Below are 18,864 nucleotides of genomic sequence, written 5' to 3'. Positions count from 1 at the left end.
CTAGCACCTCTTCTCAAGGCACACCCAAGCGAATCCGCAATAGTGTATTTATTTGATATCAAATTGAATTTTAAAAATTCTTTTAAATTATATATGAAATTACTATTTATATAATAATTAATTTCAGTATAAGTATAAATATAGTGTATCAAGGTTAAAAAAATATAAAAAAGGATTGAATCTAATCCTTTAATTATTAATTAATTAATTATCAAATTTTCACACGTTTTTCTGGTGCAATATACATTTTATCACCGGGTTTGACGTTGAAAGTTTTAGTAAATTCTTCTGTATTAGCAGCTTGAATATTAGCTCTTAATTCACAAGGTGCATGAGTATCGGTTTCTAATAATCTAACAGCCATTTCCGGTCTGCTAATTCCTTTTCAAATACGAGCTCAATTCATGAAAAATTCCTTTGGATTGTAATCTGGTTCTTGTTTTGCTGCTTCTAAAGCACATGATAAACCACCTGCATCAGCAATATTTTCACTAACAGTCAATGTACCGTTACATTTACCATATTTTGTGTCTAATCCATCGAATAATTCAATCATTGACTTAGTTTTTTCTTTAAATGTTACAAAATCGTCCTCAGTTCATCATGTGTTCATTTCGCCATTTTCGTCAAATAATGCCCCGTTATTATCGAAGGCGTGTGAAATTTCATGAGCAATAACAGCACCAATCCCTCCGTAATTCTCGGACGATGAATGTTTTAAAGAATAGAACGCTCCGTCTAATACTGCAGCAGGAAAGACAATATGATTCATTGATGGATTGAAGTATGCATTCACTGTTGCCGGCGACATAGATCAGTAATTTTTATTTGGTTTCTCGTTAAATTTATTAAACGAATACTGATTTATAATTTTGTTAAATTCAAAGACATTTTCAATAATAGAATCTGAAACAACCTTTAAATCTTTATAAAATGGTTCTATTTCCTTAGGAAAACCAACGTGTACACCAAGGTTATTTAACTTAATAATTGCTTTTTCTTTGGTTTTTTCACTTAATCAATCATTATTTTCAAGATTTTTCTTATAAATTTTAATCATATGTTGAATCATGTTTTCTACATTTTTCTTGGCTCTTACCCCGAAATATTTTTGTCCATAATGTAGACCTACAGGCATTTTAAAGTATTCTAAAGCTAAATTCAGAGCATCCTTGTTTTTATTTGATGCTTTTGATTGGCCAGAGATAAATCTTTTGTATAAAGTTGCGTTAACTCTTGTTTTATCATCTAAGTAACCAGAAAAGTTTTTAACTAAATTAACAACCAATCATGCTTTTAATCTCTCAAAATACTTAGGGTTGAATAATTTATCAATATTTTTTGCAAAATTATCGTCAAAAAACACAATTTTATCAATAGGCTTATTTATTAATTTACTTAATATGTTTTCGATCTTAAAGTTTTCTGTTTGTTTAATAATTTTTTCAAAAACATATGGTTTATACAATTCAATATAATTTGCTTTTTGTAAAGATGTCAATGAATATTTTGCAATTAACTCATCATATTGTAATGCTAATTTAATCAAATTATTCACTTCCTTAACATCAGAGATAAAAGGCGCTAATAATTTTTTAAACATTTTTTTAGCAACTTTTAAGAATTTAGATTTTGTTTCCGCATTTTCATAATGTGATTTATCAGGCAAAATATGGCTTGCAATTAAACACAGTAAAATTTGGTTATTTGAATTTTTAAAATCAGTTGATATATGAAATATTACTGGTAATGCATAGTCACGTAACGCAAACTTTGCGAAATTTTCATTAAATTCTTCAATATTTTTTAAACCAAGTAATTCGTTGACATAGGGTGTTAATGGGGTAGTTCCCGCTTTTTCGCGTTTTTCAAAATCACTGGTTAATGAGTAATATTTGGCAAAATTAACTAAATTTTGGTCAATTAATTTATTTTCCTGTTCTCTTTTCACTAATTGCTTAGCAAGTCTTGCAATTCTTTTTTCATTTTTAATATCAAGCTCACTAAATTGGCCAAAATACGAGCGATCAGCCGGAATTTTAGCATTTTGTAATCAGTCGTGATTAACTGATTCAAATAAATTATCTTTTATTTCTTTTCTCATTAATACTCCTTCTTTAACGAAATAAATACAGCTATTTTATTTAAAAAGCACTGAATAAATTTCATCATAATTTTCAACCGGTACAAATTTAATTGCTTTTTTAACTTCCTCAGGAATATCGATTAAGTTTTTTTGGTTAGATTTTGGTATAAATACTGTTTTAATACCTTTCTTAAAGGCAGCGAAAGATTTTTCTTTTAGACCGCCGATTTCTAAAACACGACCACGTAGAGTAATTTCACCTGTCATGGCAACATCTTGAGGGACTGGTTTATTTGATAAAGCTGAAATCAAGGCTGTTGTGAACGTTACACCAGCACTTGGACCATCTTTTGGAACCGCACCTTCAGGAACATGAATGTGAACTTCATTGCTTTCAAAATCAAAATTAATATCATATTTTTTTGCATTAGATCTAACAAATGAATAAGCAATAGAAGCTGATTCTTTCATAACGTCTTTTAAAGAACCCGTTAATTTAAAACCGCCATTTTTGTTTTCATATTGACTGACTTCAATTTGCAAAGTGCTACCACCAATTGATGTATATGCTAAACCATTAACAACTCCGACCTGCGGTTGTCCAATTTTATCCAATTCAGAAAATTTGGGCGTACCTAATAAATAGAAAGCAGTTTGTAAATCAATAACAAATGTTTTGATATTTTCACCTGAAACAATTTTTGTTACGATTTTACGAGCGATTTTATCAAATTGACGTTTTAAAGCACGTACACCAGCTTCCGCTGTGTAATGTTTAATTATTGCTTCTATAACAGAATCTTCAATTTGGAATTGTTCAGGTTTTAGACCTGCTTGACGTGTGCATATATCTAATAAGTGTTCACGTGCAATTTTTACTTTTTCGTTGATAGTATATGAGTTTAATTCGATTATTTCTACTCTATCTAATAATGGTGCAGGAATATTTTCGTAGTAGTTAGCCGTAGCAATAAACATAACCTTAGATAAATCATATTCGTGTTCAAGATAATTATCTTGGAATTTTGTGTTTTGCTCAGGGTCTAAAACTTCTAACATTGCAGAAGAAGGGTCACCTTTATAATCTGATGACATTTTATCAATCTCATCAAGTAGGATAAGCGGGTTAGAAACCCCTGACTTCTGAATTGCTTTGATTATTTTACCCGGCATTGAACCCACATATGTTCTTCTATGACCTCTAATTTCGCTTTCGTCATGAACACCACCAAGCGAAATTTTTACATAACTCTTGTTTAGCGCTTCCGCTATAGCTCTAGCCAATGATGTCTTACCAGTACCTGGAGGACCTACAAGCGTTAAAATTGGCACGTTGTTGAAATTCTTTTGGACTTTAGTAATTTGTTCATCTTCTTTGAATAATTCCATATCAATTTGATGATTTTCGTCAAAATCTAGGAGTAATTTACCTTTAGATTTTTGCGCCTCGTTTTTATGGTTAATGATTAATGATAAATATTCAATAATACGTTCTTTAACTTCGCCTAATCCGTAGTGATTTTTATCTAAAATTTCTCTGGCTTTCTTGATGTCAAGTGTTTCAATTTCAACTTTTCTTCAAGGCATTGATTTAAGAATATTAATGTATGAAGCACTAATATTTGCATCTGGGGTACCTGACATCATACCTTTTAATTTATTAGTTTCGGTTTTAATTAATTTCGTGACTGATTCAGGAAACATTTGTTTCTTGATATTGTCTTTCATTATTTTTGAATACTCTGATTCTTCCTCTTCGGGGTCTGAATCGTTTTCTTGTAACGATTCTTTGATAGCACGCAATTTTTCCTTCAATAGAAATTCGCGTTGCTGTTTTTCTAAATTATCTTTTACCTTTTTATTGATTTCGTTTTCAACCAATGCATCTGATACAGCATCACCTTTAGCACCTGACTTAGTTTTTTTGGTTTTACGTTTTGAATTTGTTTTAGAATCACTTTCGTTAAATAAACCAATACTATCAAAGGTTGCTAACTCTTTAGGAGATCAATTTTCCATGTCACGGAATGATAGAATATATTCTTTTAAAATTTGTAATTGATCCATTGTTTTATCAGCGTTTAAAACATTATATTTAGTTAAATTATCTGCTATTGTAAAAAACAGAATAGATAAAATTAAGTCAACAATAGTTGAATCAGCTGTAATTGGTGGAAGGTATTTTTGAGATTCATTATCAAATGAATTTCTACTACTGTAAGGGTGAATTGCAAACATATTATATGCGATACGTTGTCATACTTCTGATTGGGCCAATTGGGTTGTTGCCTCTTCAATCTGAGTTAGTAATGAAGTTTCGGCAGTAAAATCAGTTGAAGTGGTTCTATATGGATATTTATTTGTGTTAACAGAAATTACATCAATTAATTTATTTGATGAAGCATCTTGAAAATTAAAACTTTCAATGGTATGTCTTCCTATACCAACTAATGTAATTTGATAAGTAGATTTTTCTTTCTTAACATGTTTAATACGACAATATGTCATTGTGTGCTCAAGATTATTAACTGTTAAATCAGCAATATTTTTCTTTGAGTAATTACTATCATTTTTACCAACAAAATGATATGCTAACATTAAATATTCTTGTTTCGAATCCACTGGTTCAAAAGTATCGTAAGATTGTTCATATGAATCTAATTCATCAACTATTATTGAATCATCTTCGATGAAATCAATTGCATTAGATACAGTCCATTTTTTTGTTAACGAATCTAAGTATTTTTCAGTTCAAAATTGTCCATATGGTTTAACTTCAATGATTTTTGTTTCATGCCCGTAAATAACACCGGTATTTAACTCTTCGTCCCCTATCATTGCTACTAATAATTTTTCGGTCATTTAACACCTCTTTCTAAGTTTTTATTAATATATTTTAGCACAACGACAATAAGAGTGCTAAAAATTAATTAAATTATTCTTTTTATTGTGGAAATACCACATCAATGTAAATAAAGGCCTACTTAGCCTTTACTACGATATTGATTATTTTATTAGGTACGAATATTTCTTTTACGATATTTTGGTCTTTTAATCAGTTTGCAACTTGTTGTTTCGCTAAGGTTACAACATAATCTTTTTTATTATCGTTGTTTGAGACAGTAATTTGTCCTCTCATTTTTCCGTTAATTGTTATAGCATAAGTTGTTTCGTCTAATTCTAATGCAGTTTCATCTATTGTAAAATCATACAGGTTTTTTAGGTTGAAAAATCTTTCGGATAACTCTCATGCTAGATGAGGAATAAACGGTTCTAAAATGTTCAAAATATAATAGAAAAATTCAGTATTTAGCTTATCATCGGTAATTTTATCGTAAGCATTCATTGTTTCCATACACCAAGCAATAATTGTATTAAATGAATATCCATTACGACGATCACTAAATAGTTCTTCCTGTTTTTTTAATCCTAAATGAAGTTTTCGACGAGCGAGTTTTTCATCATTATTTAACTTAGATACATCAATATTTCTGAAATTGGTATCTAGATTTAAATTGCTTGCCTTCTCGATCAATCTTTGAATAAATTTGTGACTACCTTCGATTCCAGATGTAGATCATTCAAGTTCTTTTTCTGGTGGAGCGGCAAAAAGAATAAATAATCTTAAGGTATCGGCATTATATTCTTTAACAGCGTCGTTTGGACTTACTGTATTACCTTTTGATTTTGACATTTTCGATCCATCTTTTAATACCATTCCTTGAGTCAATAAATTAGCAAATGGTTCTCTAAAATCAACGAATCCTAGGTCAGATAATACTTTAGTGAAGAAACGGGCGTACAGAAGGTGTAAAATCGCGTGTTCAACACCACCGATATACTCATCAACTTGATTTCAGTATGCTACATTTTCTTTATCGATTGCAAGTTCGTTACGCTTTACAGGCGGAACTGTGTATCTTAAGAAATATCAGCTCGATTCAAAGAATGTATCAAAAGTATCAGTTTCTCTACGAGCTGTTTGACCACAATTTGGACAAGTTGTTCGCAATCACTCGCTATTAGTTAATAAAGGATTGCCCATTCCAGAGAAATCAACTTTTTCAGGTAAAGCGACTGGTAAATTCTTAATCTTTTCAGGCACTATGCCACATTTTTGACAATGAATCATAGGGATTGGAGCGCCCCAATATCTTTGGCGAGAGATACCTCAGTCTTGAAGATTCATTTGTACATCACTAGTTAATTTATCAGTATTTACGTCAAAATTATTGATACCAATTTCTAAATTATTTTTTAATGCATAATCTTTATGGCTTTTTAATTTTGAACTATCAACTAGCACAACTTTATCATTGGAACCAATTGAAGCAAAATCGCTAACAACAATCGAATATAAATGTTCATTGAATGAAGCCTTGGCTCTTAAATTAAGTTTTATGCACATTTGCGAAGAGAAATCTTTGGCAGTGGCTTTAGCTTTAATTTCGTTAATTTCGTTAATTTGTTCTGCGGTAATATAATTTAATTCTTGCATCTTTTTAATCAGTGAATGAGAAGCACTAACAGCCAAGAAATCAAATGTTTTTAATTCATCCGCATTTCTAACAAAAACACCTAAATCAGTAATTTTTAAATCATCTTTTAGAATTTCAAAATTAACATTATAACCGTGTTCGTAACCTATTCAACGCTTTTGCATCGTTAATACTTTTTCTGGTCAATGGCCCGTTAAAGTGTCTAGATCACTTTGTAATTCGTCTGCATAGTCTCTTATTTTTAAATAATATTGTTCCATTTCCTTTTGAACTACAACTTCGTCGCATCGTCAGCAAAGACCATCAATAACTTGCTCATTAGCTAAAACAGTTTGGTCTTTCGCACATCAATTCAATGGAGATTTTTTACGGTAAACTAAGCCTTTTTCTCACATTTTTATAAACAACATTTGTTCTCATTTTGTGTATTCTTCATCGCTAGTAATACATTCATAATCACCTCAAGCAAACGAAATCCCTAATCTTTTTAATTGAGGATTCATTTTAGCGATATTTTGATAAGTTCAGGTTTTTGGGTGAATACCGTTTTTTACGGCAGCGTTTTCAGCAGGCAAACCAAAAGCATCTCATCCAAATGGATGTAAGACATTAAATCCTTTACGACGATAATAACGAGCCATAACGTCCGAAATTGAATAATTTCTTACGTGTCCCATATGGATATTTCCAGATGGATAAGGGAACATACTTAAAATATATTTTTTAGGTAAATTATGGTCTTGTGATGGAATAGAATAATTGTTTTCATCTCAGTATTTTTGTCATTTTAATTCTATATCATTTTGGTTGTATTTGAAGTTTGACATAAAGACTCCTTTTTAATTTTTTTTATTGTTATTTTGTAAATATTTTGTAAAACTGAGTTTCAAATTGAAATTTAATATTGATGTTAATAATATTGAATTTATTGCGAAATTAGCTAAGTTGAATGTTCCATAAACAATAACGCCAGCTAATAAGTAATTAGGTATGTAAAAAAATAATCCTTTAACCGTATTGTATGAATTCATCATTACTGTAAAAGTAGGAATTTTAATTACCTTAAAAAGATAGAAATATAGCGGAGTCACGATAAAAATATTAATAATTATTAATACTATCGTAGCACAAACATTTGCTAATGATAGGCTGGCTAAATTCGCTATTAATTCCGCTTTAAAAGCTTTTTTATTTTTAAGTAATTTTGTCGAATAATTATAAAAAATTAAGTAAAACAAAATAAATATTGCTTGAGATAAGATTAGCATTCCGTGGCCTAATAATCCAAGAACATCGTAACCAAAAGTAGAGTATGAAGGGCCTATAAACATCATTATTAATAATACTAATATTCCTCACCATATTCCAATAAATCTAAAAGATGCGAGTGTAAAAATTAGTGATAAATTAAATTTTAGAAACCCGTTAAAAGGCATAAATTGTCCAATCAAATCACAAACAATAGCTAACGCAAGCATCAATGCTGCTAATGTGATTTTGATTGTAACTCGGTTATTTCAATACATTATTTAGTTCCAAATATTCTATCTCCCGCATCGCCCAAACCAGGCTCGATGTATTTTTCTCTATTTAATATTGGGTCCAATGCTGCTAAATAAATATTGAAATCAGAACCAAAAGCGCTAATTACTTTATCGACTCCTTCTTGACACCCAACTAAACAAATTAAATTCACGTTCGTAAAACCATCACTGTGAAGTTTATTGATAGCATCAACTGCTGAACCACCAGTAGCTAACATTGGATCTACAACAAAGACATAACTGTCTTTATCTATTTCAGGCATTTTATAAAAATACGTACTTGGTTGTAAAGTTAAATGATCTCTATACATTCCAATGTGTCCAACTCGAGCTTTTGGTACTAGTTGTAATAAACCTTCTATCATTCCAAGTCCAGCTCTTAAAATAGGAACAAAAACAACATCTTTATCATAAGTCTGGCCTGAGAATTCCTTATTTGAAGAGGTTGTAATTTTTTTAGGTTTGGTTTCATAATCTCTTAACACTTCATAAACCATTAACGAAGCTATTTCATTTAAATTTTGTCTAAACACTGAGTGGTCTGCATTCTTATCTCTCATGTTGGTTAATTTGATTGAAATTAAAGGGTGTTCAATAACTTTTAACATCGGTTCTCCTATAGGAATTAAATATATATATTAAATAATAACATATAAACAAGCCATTATTAGATAATATCTTCAACTCAAATTTTCGTTTCAATTTTATTTAGCTTTCTCTTTCACATCAGCGATAAAACCAAAATACACGTTTTACAAAAAGATTAAATTTAAGTAAAAAACACGGTTTAACCGTGTTAAATAATTATAAATCTTGAATTGCGTTTATCGCTGGTAATTCATGATCTAATAAGTATTGTTGACTAGCTCCACCACCGGTTGAAACATGATTAATTTTGTCTTTAAATCCAAATTTTTCACTAGCTGAAATTGTGTCACCACCGCCGATAATGGTGTAAGCATTTGAATTTACCATTGCATTACCGATTGCAGAAGTCCCTGCTTCACCAAATGGTAATTCAAACACACCTAATGGTCCGTTTCAATATACTAATTTAGCGTTTGCTAAATGTTTCTCATATTCTTTGATAGTTTTTGGACCAATGTCAATACCCATGTGACCTTTGGTTACATTTTGATTTTTAGAATAACTTACTTTGCCTTCTTCAAAAGAAGTTACCATAGCATTATCTAACGGAAGAATAAATTCACATCTGCAATTTGCCATTAAATCACGAGCAAAATCAATTTGATCATCTTCTACTAATGAATTGGCAATTTCGAAACCTTTAGCTTTTAAGAATGTGTAAGCCATAGCACCGCCAATTAAAACTTTGTCAGCTTTTTGGGTTAATTTAGTTAAATATGAAATCTTATCCTTAACTTTTGCACCACCAACAACAGCAACGAATGGGCGTGTATCACCGGCAAATGCTGTATCAAAAGCATTAAGTTCCTTCTCAACTAGTAATCCAACTGCCGAAACCGGAACACGTGTTGAAATACCAACATTTGATGCATGTGAACGGTGTGCTGTGGCAAAAGCATCGTTAATAAATACATCAGCAATAGCCGCTCATTCTTGTCCTAATTCAGGATTATTTTTACTTTCAGCTTTATCGTTTAAGTCTTCAAAGCGCGTGTTTTCGACAAGCATAACTTGTCCAGGTTCAAGTTTTTGAACGGCTTTTTTAAGTAATTCACCTCTAGTTTCAGGCACAAAGAAAACTTTCTTATTTAATAGTTTAGATAATTCTTGTGCAATTGGAAATAAAGATTTTTTAAGTTTATCATCTTCAGTTTTAATTCTGCTTAAGTGTGATAGTAAAATCACCTTTGCATTCGATTTAATTGCGTAATTGATTGTTTCTAATGCCGCAACAATTCTTTCGTTTGATTGAATAATCCCATTTTTAATAGGAACATTAAAGTCAACTCTAACAACAACATTTTTATTTTTTAGTTCAACATCTCTAATAGTTTTTTTCATTTTCACTCCTAATTTTTAATAATTTTATTATATAAAATACTTAGCATTAATATAGTAATAATTGTATTTTCTATGTTATTATTACCATAAAAAATAATTTACAGAATTTACGAATGACACCGAAAATAAATGGCGAACAAAAAATCACCAAAGTGATTTAGAGTATTATTCAACCGCTATAACTTCAAGGAAGGTGTCTAAATCAAGGGTGGCATTCCCAATTAAAAATCCATTAATATCATGAATTTTAGATAGACCGATTATATTTTCAGCATTTACCGATCCACCATATATTATCTTAGCATCTGGCGAAGTAATTGAACGAATAAATACTGCCATATCGTGAACAAATTCAGGTGTAGCGCATTTTCCGGTTCCCATAGCCCAAATCGGTTCGTAAGAAATTATTACTTTACTAAAATCCAAACCCCTTGAAGAATCCTCAATTTTTTTCTTAACAACTTCTTTAGATAATCCTTTTTCAAATTCTTCTAAGGTTTCACCGAAACAAATTAGCGGTGTAATTCCATATTCAAGAGCGGCACGAGCTTTAGCGTTAACATCCTCACATGTTTCGTAATGATATCTTCTTCTTTCAGAGTGACCAACAATTACATATTTAATATCGAATTCACTCAACATTTCAGCTGAAACATCTCCCGTATATGGACCGCAAGGAAATGCTGAAACATCTTGAGCAACTAACATTAATTGTTTTACCTTATTAAATCCTACATGCGCTGCCAAATTAATAGGTGGCATAGCAATGCCAAATTCGTTAGCTAAAGTAGCATCCCGATAACGACTATCACGACATCTTTTCTTATACTTTCTATTGAATTCTGTTAATCATTGAGCACTCTCGTTAAATGTTTTATTCATTTTTCAATTCGCGATAACAATTTTATTCATTAGTTCTCCTTAATTGATTTATCAAATATACTGATTATTTTAATAGATTATTGAAATCTTGTTCATTTAAAATAGTAATACCGAGTTGAATTGCCTTATCTTTTTTGCTACCCGCATCATCACCGCACAATAAATATGAAGTCTTCGACGAAACGCTCGAAGAAACGTTTCCACCATTGTTTTCTATGATTTTACTGTAAAAATCTCTATTTTCTGATAATTTGCCAGTAATAACAAATGTTAAATTACTTAGCTTAGTTGATATTATTTTTGATTGTTTTTTGTAATTAAATACCGAGTCTAAATACCTTAAAAGTTCCACATTTTTTCCACTTTTAAGGTATTCGATAATTGATTCGATGATTTTTGGACCAATATTTTCAACATACGTCAATCCCAAAAGTTCTTTATCATCAATTAATTCTGAGAAGTTATTGTATTTATTCGAAATTAGTTTTGCTGCTCTAGCTCCAACATGTTTTATCCCAAGCGCGAACAAAACCTTATCAAAATCACTATTAAGACTTTTTTGAATACTGTTCAGTAAGTTATTGACTTTTGTTGAGCCGTAGCGCGGTAATTCTAAAATTTGATCTACTTTGGTTTCTAATTTGAAAATATCTTCAATACATTTAATGATTCCGTTTTTATAAAAATCTTTAACGGTGGATAAACCTAACCCTTTGATATTCAAGCTTTCGCGAGCAGAAAAATGATAAATTTTATTGATATTTACATCCGGACATTCCTCATTAGGGCAAAATTGATCTACTATATCATCATGTTCAACCAACATTGAATTACACGATGGACAATTCAAAATTTTAGGAAATACATTTAATGAATTTTTAGAAACAATATCAATTACTTTAGGAATTATTTCTCCAGCTTTTACAATAGTAACTTCATCGCCGATATCTACATTCATGTCTTGTATAAAATTATAATTGTGCATCGTGGCATTTTGGACAGTAGTTTGATTCAATACCACTGGTTCTAAATTAGCAACATATGTAATTTTTCCAGTTCTGCCAACGGTACCCACTATATTTGTAATAATGCTGGTAGCACTTTCAACTTCATATTTGAACGCTATGGAATGTTTCGGGAATTTTGCAGTTTTACCAAGTTTCACTCAGTATTTTAAATTATTAAGTTTTATTACAAGTCCATCCGCATCATAATCTAATTTGTTTTTGATTTCAGCAAATTGCTCTATTTCTTCTTCTAATTCTTCTGTTTCAACAACCTTGGATAATGGATTAGTAGGGATGTTTAAACCGTTCATGAATTCTAATGCTTCTTGTTGAGTATTTACTCCGTGCAATTCAGGTTGTACAAGTTCATATAAAAATGATTGTAGTCCTCTTTGAGCAACTATATCAGAATCCAATTGTCGCAATGTGCCGCTGGCTGCGTTGCGAGGATTCGCGAATGTTTTTTCTCCCAAAATACTCATTTTGCTATTCAATTCAACAAATTTAGTTTTCGGTAGAAACACTTCACCGCGAACCTCTAAATCTTTTTTATAATTAATAATATGTGGAATTGATTTAATTTGCATTATATTTTCTGTAACATCTTCCCCTTCAATACCATTCCCTCTAGTTAAAGCTTGAACTAGATAACCATTTTTATAATGCAATGAAATAGATAAACCATCAATTTTAGGTTCAACACTAAAATTGATATATTCAAATGGTACATTTTTTTCGATGTTGTTTATATATTTAATTATCTCATCATAATTATAGGCTTTAGAAAGAGACAACATAGGTTGTTTATGGGTAACCTTGGTGAATTTAGAATTATAAATATTCATCCCGCTACCAACGTGGTTAGTTGGAGATTGAGGATGTTTTAATTCAGGATATTGCAGTTCTAGTTGTTCCAATTCCTTCAATGCTTTATCATATTCCAAATCAGAAACACTAGGGTTATTATCAATAAAATATTCTTGATTTCACTTATTAATTAATGTTGTTAATTCTTGTATTCTTCTTTTCATAATTATCTCCGCCTAATTTATATAGTAATAATATAGCAAATTTATATTTATAATTTAAATAGTACAACTATTTATTAATTTTATGGGGTGAAAATGAGTAAATGATTCGAATATGACGGCAGCAGTTTGCTTGAATGTTTAACCAAAAACAACAATTGTGAACAAAATTTATTAATTCTTCATGGATTCGCTTCCAATTTTAAACATATGAAATCCATATATGAAAATTTGAATGATAAATTTAACATTTACGCCTTAAATTTACCCGCTCATGGAGAAAGCGGTTATGAGCCTGAGTGAATGGATTTTAAAGTTTTTCGTAATATCATATTAGAATTTATTCAGAGACTGAAACTGAATAATATTACCTTACTAGGACACTCAATGGGCGGCGCTTTGGCGCTTTTATGCGCTGAAAAAATTCCACATCTCGTTGATAGAGTTATTTTGTTAGCACCGATGAATAGAACGCAATTAGTTTATGAAGATAAATTTGAATATTTTTATCCTCGCAATATAAATCAATATAAAAACTTAGCTCAAATAATATTTGCAAAACCAGAAAATTTTCTCAAAAATAACAAATTTATGAATTCTGTCAAATATTATTTTAATAATAAACAAGAAACATTTAATGTTCTATATCCTTTTGGATTAACACTGAACAACGAAAAATATTTTGCTAAAATAGACCGAGCAATTTCAGTTGCTGATTACCCAATTTACCTAATTAATGGTACCCGAGACAGGATAATGCCGGTTAAATTAACAATAAAACATTTTAAAAAACTCAACAAAAATGTTGAATCATATTTAATTAAAAATTCGGGACACTCAATGTGGTTAGAAAACTTTAAGGATACTTTTAATATAATCAATAAAATCGTTTCGGACAAATAAAAAATCGCCAAAACGATTTTAAAATTGTGCAAAGCTGGTTAATTCATATCAGTTTGGGATTTGTAAAATATTATTTTTAATAAGCGCACACAATACAACTAATCCAGCCATAATGATAAAAACAATCACATCACGTCATGTGGGAATAAGTAGACGGTAACGAGTCCTTTTTCCGTAAGGATCATAGCCTCTAGTTTCCATGGCGTTAGAAAGATCTTCAGCTTTAGCGAATGATGTAGAAAACAAAGGAATAATTAATGTTGTAAAAGCTTTTGCCTTATCTTTAATTTTTCCGTTTGCGAAATCAACACCGCGGCTAGCCTGTGCTTTCATAATTCTTTTGGCTTCAATCATCAAGGTTGGGATGAAGCGTAAAGCAATAGAAATAACCATAGCAATAATGTGTGTGGGGATGAATAGTAATTTTAACGGAATCAGTAGATCTTCGAGTGCTTTCGTTAAAAGTATTGGCTTAGTTGTTGTCACAAATAAAGTAGTAACCATTATCATAATATAAATCCTAAATATCAAGGATAATGTCCGAGCAACTACACCATAACTGAATGCAAAAGTTTGGGAAGTTCCTATAAAAAAATACACATGATAGATATCTCTGGTTTGGTCATTAATTTTCATTGTATACACATTCACAAATAGTATTATTACGCCAATTATTAAAGGCATTTTTAGTAATGAGAATATACCTTTTAAATTTTTTGTACCTATCAAATAAACAATTAATAGTGGCACTAATAAAATAGCTAACGTTATAAAATGAAATGATATAAACGTTAAAACAATGTAAACTATATTACAAATTAACTTAATTCTTGGATCAAGACGATGAACAAACGTATCATCATAAACATATGATCCAACTGGAGATGTAGCAGACATTATTGACCTCCTTTATTAATTTTTTTACTGATGAAATTTGCTAACTCATCAATAGATTTTGTTTTTGGTACATTTCAGCCCAGTGATTCTAATTTAGAAATAAAAGCTAATAATTTTGGTGGTTGCATGTTATTTTTTAATAAAAACTCAGTATCTTTTAGCACGTCATAAGTTGGACCGTCTTTTATAATGGTACCTTTTTTCATCATCACAACTCTTTCGGTTACTTCCAACACATTATCCAAATCATGTGTAACAATGACTATTGTTTTGCCCATTTTATGTAATCTGGTAAAAATTGATAGAATTTCTTCAACACCAACCGGATCTAAACCAGCGGTTGGTTCGTCAGCAACAATAATATCAGGTTCAATTGCTAAAATACCCGCCAAAGCAACTCTACGTTTTTGACCGCCTGATAAACCAAATGGCGACTTTTGAAGATAAGAATCATCAAGTCCGCAAAGATTCAAATATTTTTTAGCTCGCATTTTGGCTTCTTCTTTATCTACACCAAATGACAAAGGGCCAAACATAATGTCTTTTTCAATTGTTTCTTCGAAAAGCTGGTATTCAGCAAATTGAAATGCGATTGCTACTCTTCTACGAATGTCTTTTGCTCTTTTAACTTTTCTTAAGTTTTTCGAGATTAATTTGATTGATTTTTGACCATTCTTATGATTTACTAGTTTAAGTCAAGAAGCCCTCAATTTGAAATCGTCTTGAAAATGTATTATTTGTCCAGTTTTTTTGTCTTTTTTAAAATTAGAAAAATTCCACTCTATTTCGCCTTTTGAAGGCAAAAGTAAACCATTTAAATGTTCAACAAATGTTGACTTACCACAGCCTGTTTGACCAATAACACCAACAAATTCGCCTTGCTTTAAATTAAAGTTAATATCTCGAAGAGCTGTAAATTCCATTCTTGTTCCACGACTATAAATGTGGCTTAATTTAGTTATTTTAATTTGCATAGTTGCTCCAATAGTTCATATTCATTGTATGTTGGTTCTACACCCTTAATTTTGTCGCTTAATTTATAAATAAAAGGTGAGTCAATTTTGGCAGTTTCGACTATTTCTTTATTATTTAATATATCCTTTGGAGCGCCTTGAGCAATTATTTTACCTTGGGAGAATACTAAACAATAGTCAGCCATAATAGCTTCGTCCATATCGTGAGTAATTGAAATAAGTGTTTTTTCTCTTTTTGACTGAATTTCACGAATAATATTTAAAACTTGATTTTTACCGACCGGGTCCAGCATTGATGTAACTTCGTCAAAAATTATCACATTAGGATCTAAGGCTAAAACTGAGGCAATCGCAACTCTTTGTTTTTGCCCACCAGAAAGTAGATGCGGTTCGCGAGTTAAATAATTTTTCATACCAACTCTATTAGCTAATTCATCAATAATTGGCTTCATTTCCTCACGTTTTAAGCATTTGTTTTCCAAACCAAATGCAATGTCATCTTCAACAGAAGCACCAACAAATTGATTATCTGGATTTTGAAAAATAATTCCTATTTGTTTTCTTATTTCGCGAAGTGTTTGTGCACTAATAACTACACCATTTATTTCAATTGAACCACCAGCAGGTTTATAAAGTGCTACCAACAATTTTGAAAATGTAGATTTACCGGAACCATTATGACCTAAAATGGCAACGTATTTACCGTCAGGAATTTCAAAACTAATACCGTCAATTGCATTGCGGTTAGCGTCAGGGTATTTAAATACTAAATCTTTAACTTTAATCATAATAGTTTATTATAACCTACAACCATATAATATTTAAACTTATATATAAAATATTAGTTTTTTAATAATTAATATCTTACATTAATATCCTATTTGCGACATTTCTAAATATAGTTAAATTATTATCTGAGTAACTTTGGTTTTCGATTTAACAGATTAATATTTAATAATAAATACCAGTTTATTGTATTAAATGCTAAAATTTATACTCTAAAATATAAATATTAAAGGTGGTCATATGAATAAGGATAAATTACTAGTTTCAGCAATGCAGGGATTGGCTTTGGACACTATTAACAAAGCAAAAGGAGGGCATTCTGGAATGGCGCTTGGTGCAGCCGAAATAACAGAAACGCTATTTACCAAGCATTTAAACATTACTAACCTAAACCCCAAGTGAGTAAATAGAGATAAATTTTTACTTTCGGCAGGTCACGGATCTGTGTCAATTTACACAATCATGCACTTTATGGGTTTATTAACTCTTGAGGATATGAAAAATTATAGAAATTTAAATTCAAAAACAACGGCTCACCCTGAGACTGATGCATTTGAATACATTGATGCATCAACTGGTTCTCTTGGGCAGGGTATCGCAATGGGTGTTGGTATGGCAATTGCTAGAGATTTTCTTGCAAATAAGTTCAATAAGCCGGATTTTAATCTATTCGACCACTCAGTATATGTTCTTCATGGTGATGGTTGTTTACAAGAAGGGATTGCTCACGAAGCTATTCAGTTAGCAGGTACTTTACAATTAAACAAATTCGTTGTAATTCATGATTTCAACAAGATTCAGCTTGATTCAGAAGTAAAAATCGTTAATAATACTGATTTAATGAAATATTTTGAAGCCATGAATTTTAATGTTTTTAAAATTGACTCAAATACTGAAAATATTGACAACATATTTAATAAAATCAAAAAAATAAATGGCCCAATATATATTCAAATTCACACAAAAATTGCCCAACACACACCGAATGAAGGTACTGTTAAAGGACACTCGGGTGTATTCGATGAGCAAACAACAATTGAAATTAAAAACAAATTGAAACTTAATTTTACTGAACCATTCAAATATAATATTTCAAATTACGAATATGCACAATCGTTTTGAAATAACAAAAATCTAAGATACAAAAATTGAATCAAAATGTTTGAAAACTATAATACTAAATATCCCAAATTATCAATCGAATTAGACAAATTACTGAAGAATAAAATTCAATACGATTTCAGCAAAATAAATTACACAAAATCCAATTTATCAACACGCGAATACACAAAGCAAATTTTGAACTTTATTGAACAAAATTATTGAAGTTATATTGGAGGTTCTGCAGATTTAACCTCTTCAACAAATGTAGGATTTAAGAAAGACTTCACACATGGCGGCCATAATTTAAGATATGGAATTCGCGAACATGCAATGACCGCTATAAATAACGGTATAAATTTAACAACAAACCTTAAAACATTTGCTTCTACCTTTCTAGCTTTTAGTGATTACGCAAAAGGGGCTTTAAGAATGGCTTCGTTAATGAAATTACCAGCAATAAATATTTACTCTCACGATTCTTACGCAATAGGTTCTGACGGTCCTTCCCACCAACCAATTGAGCAACTCACGATGCTAAGAGCAATACCTAATATGAAAGTTTTAAGACCTTGTGATGAAAATGAAATAACTTGAGCTTTTAATTACGCCATGAACCAAAATGACCATCAAATCAGCATCATAACATCTCGTCAAAATTTAGAATCATTTAACAGTGATATTAATACATTAAATACAACCAATTGTGTAAGGTTAATCAATGCTTTCCAAGGTCAATCAAAACACTTTTTAACATTACTAGCTTCTGGATCTGAAGTTATGTTGGCAAACAAGACTGCTGAAAAATTAAATAGTGATTTAGGTATAAATGTCAGAGTTTTTTCAGTACCACTTCTTCAAGAACTAACTGAAGAAAGAGAAATAATCCGGAAATTAGATATTGATAAGTATCCAGTTCTGGCAATCGAAGCATCAAATGATTGTATGTGATATAAATTTGCCCAATACAATGATTTTGATGTTGTTTTAGCCAATAGTTTTGGTGCCTCAGCAGATGCTAAAACAGTTTATGAAATGAATGGTTTTAATATTCAAAATATTATTTCGCGGGCATTAAAACTCCTTAAACTTAGCTAGCTATATTTTCTATTTTTAAATTGAAAAAAAACAAAGTCAAAAAATGGACGAAAATTATTATTATTTAGTA

13 protein-coding genes are annotated in these 18,864 nt (G+C 30.5%); 2 read left to right on the top strand and 11 right to left on the bottom strand.

Annotated elements, in window-relative coordinates; all coding sequences use genetic code 4:
- Positions 1 to 208: 208 nt before the first annotated feature.
- The 8 genes from NW238_RS02040 to ligA form a co-directional block, all read right to left on the bottom strand.
- A complete protein-coding gene (locus NW238_RS02040; protein WP_216505449.1) occupies positions 209 to 2,104 on the bottom strand; it encodes a M13-type metalloendopeptidase in 1,896 nt (631 codons plus the stop codon).
- A gap of 36 nt (positions 2,105 to 2,140) precedes the next feature.
- Positions 2,141 to 4,948, bottom strand: coding sequence for an endopeptidase La (gene lon, locus NW238_RS02035; protein WP_216567867.1), 2,808 nt, complete (start codon positions 4,946 to 4,948; stop codon positions 2,141 to 2,143).
- Positions 4,949 to 5,066: 118 nt separating this feature from the next.
- On the bottom strand, positions 5,067 to 7,412 hold the full coding sequence (locus tag NW238_RS02030) for a class I tRNA ligase family protein (RefSeq protein ID WP_216505451.1): 2,346 nt from the start codon (positions 7,410 to 7,412) through the stop codon (positions 5,067 to 5,069).
- Positions 7,413 to 7,424: 12 nt separating this feature from the next.
- Positions 7,425 to 8,111 (bottom strand): MPN527 family putative ECF transporter permease subunit, encoded by a 687-nt coding sequence (locus NW238_RS02025; protein WP_216505452.1) that lies wholly within the window; start codon positions 8,109 to 8,111, stop codon positions 7,425 to 7,427.
- Positions 8,111 to 8,737 (bottom strand): uracil phosphoribosyltransferase, encoded by a 627-nt coding sequence (gene upp / locus NW238_RS02020; RefSeq protein ID WP_216505453.1) that lies wholly within the window; start codon positions 8,735 to 8,737, stop codon positions 8,111 to 8,113. The genes NW238_RS02025 and upp overlap by 1 nt, the downstream gene beginning before the upstream one ends.
- 196 nt (positions 8,738 to 8,933) lie before the next feature.
- Positions 8,934 to 10,118 carry a phosphoglycerate kinase gene (locus NW238_RS02015; protein WP_258451723.1) on the bottom strand — a complete coding sequence of 395 codons (1,185 nt, stop codon included), beginning with the start codon at positions 10,116 to 10,118 and terminating at the stop codon, positions 8,934 to 8,936.
- Positions 10,119 to 10,283: 165 nt separating this feature from the next.
- Positions 10,284 to 11,030 carry a triose-phosphate isomerase gene (tpiA, locus tag NW238_RS02010; RefSeq protein WP_216505455.1) on the bottom strand — a complete coding sequence of 249 codons (747 nt, stop codon included), beginning with the start codon at positions 11,028 to 11,030 and terminating at the stop codon, positions 10,284 to 10,286.
- A gap of 34 nt (positions 11,031 to 11,064) precedes the next feature.
- Entirely contained in the window at positions 11,065 to 13,038 is a 1,974-nt protein-coding gene (gene ligA / locus NW238_RS02005) for an NAD-dependent DNA ligase LigA (RefSeq protein ID WP_216505456.1), read from the bottom strand.
- Between the two features lie 93 nt (positions 13,039 to 13,131).
- Here ligA and NW238_RS02000 point away from each other — a divergent pair, with 93 nt between their 5' ends.
- The gene (locus tag NW238_RS02000; protein ID WP_258451720.1) at positions 13,132 to 13,938 is read left to right on the top strand and encodes an alpha/beta hydrolase; all 807 of its coding nucleotides are present in this window, start codon (positions 13,132 to 13,134) and stop codon (positions 13,936 to 13,938) included.
- Positions 13,939 to 13,956: 18 nt separating this feature from the next.
- Here NW238_RS02000 and NW238_RS01995 read toward each other — a convergent pair whose 3' ends face one another.
- From NW238_RS01995 to NW238_RS01985, 3 genes are read right to left on the bottom strand one after another with little or no spacing between them, the layout of a single operon-like run.
- Entirely contained in the window at positions 13,957 to 14,835 is an 879-nt protein-coding gene (locus NW238_RS01995; protein ID WP_216505458.1) for an energy-coupling factor transporter transmembrane component T family protein, read from the bottom strand.
- Positions 14,835 to 15,809, bottom strand: coding sequence for an energy-coupling factor transporter ATPase (locus tag NW238_RS01990; RefSeq protein ID WP_216505459.1), 975 nt, complete (start codon positions 15,807 to 15,809; stop codon positions 14,835 to 14,837). Before NW238_RS01990 ends, NW238_RS01995 begins: the two co-directional genes overlap by 1 nt.
- The gene (locus NW238_RS01985; protein ID WP_216505460.1) at positions 15,794 to 16,597 is read right to left on the bottom strand and encodes an energy-coupling factor transporter ATPase; all 804 of its coding nucleotides are present in this window, start codon (positions 16,595 to 16,597) and stop codon (positions 15,794 to 15,796) included. The genes NW238_RS01990 and NW238_RS01985 overlap by 16 nt, the downstream gene beginning before the upstream one ends.
- A 238-nt stretch (positions 16,598 to 16,835) precedes the next feature.
- Between NW238_RS01985 and NW238_RS01980 the strand changes: the two genes are divergently transcribed.
- The gene (locus NW238_RS01980) at positions 16,836 to 18,794 is read left to right on the top strand and encodes a thiamine pyrophosphate-binding protein (RefSeq protein WP_216505461.1); all 1,959 of its coding nucleotides are present in this window, start codon (positions 16,836 to 16,838) and stop codon (positions 18,792 to 18,794) included.
- The last annotated feature ends 70 nt before the right edge of the window (positions 18,795 to 18,864 follow it).

It is taken from the genome of Mycoplasma zalophidermidis (assembly GCF_024742155.1).
Taxonomy (GTDB): domain Bacteria; phylum Bacillota_I; class Bacilli_A; order Mycoplasmatales; family Metamycoplasmataceae; genus Mycoplasmopsis; species Mycoplasmopsis zalophidermidis.
This window is presented reverse-complemented; position numbering and strand designations above follow the sequence as displayed.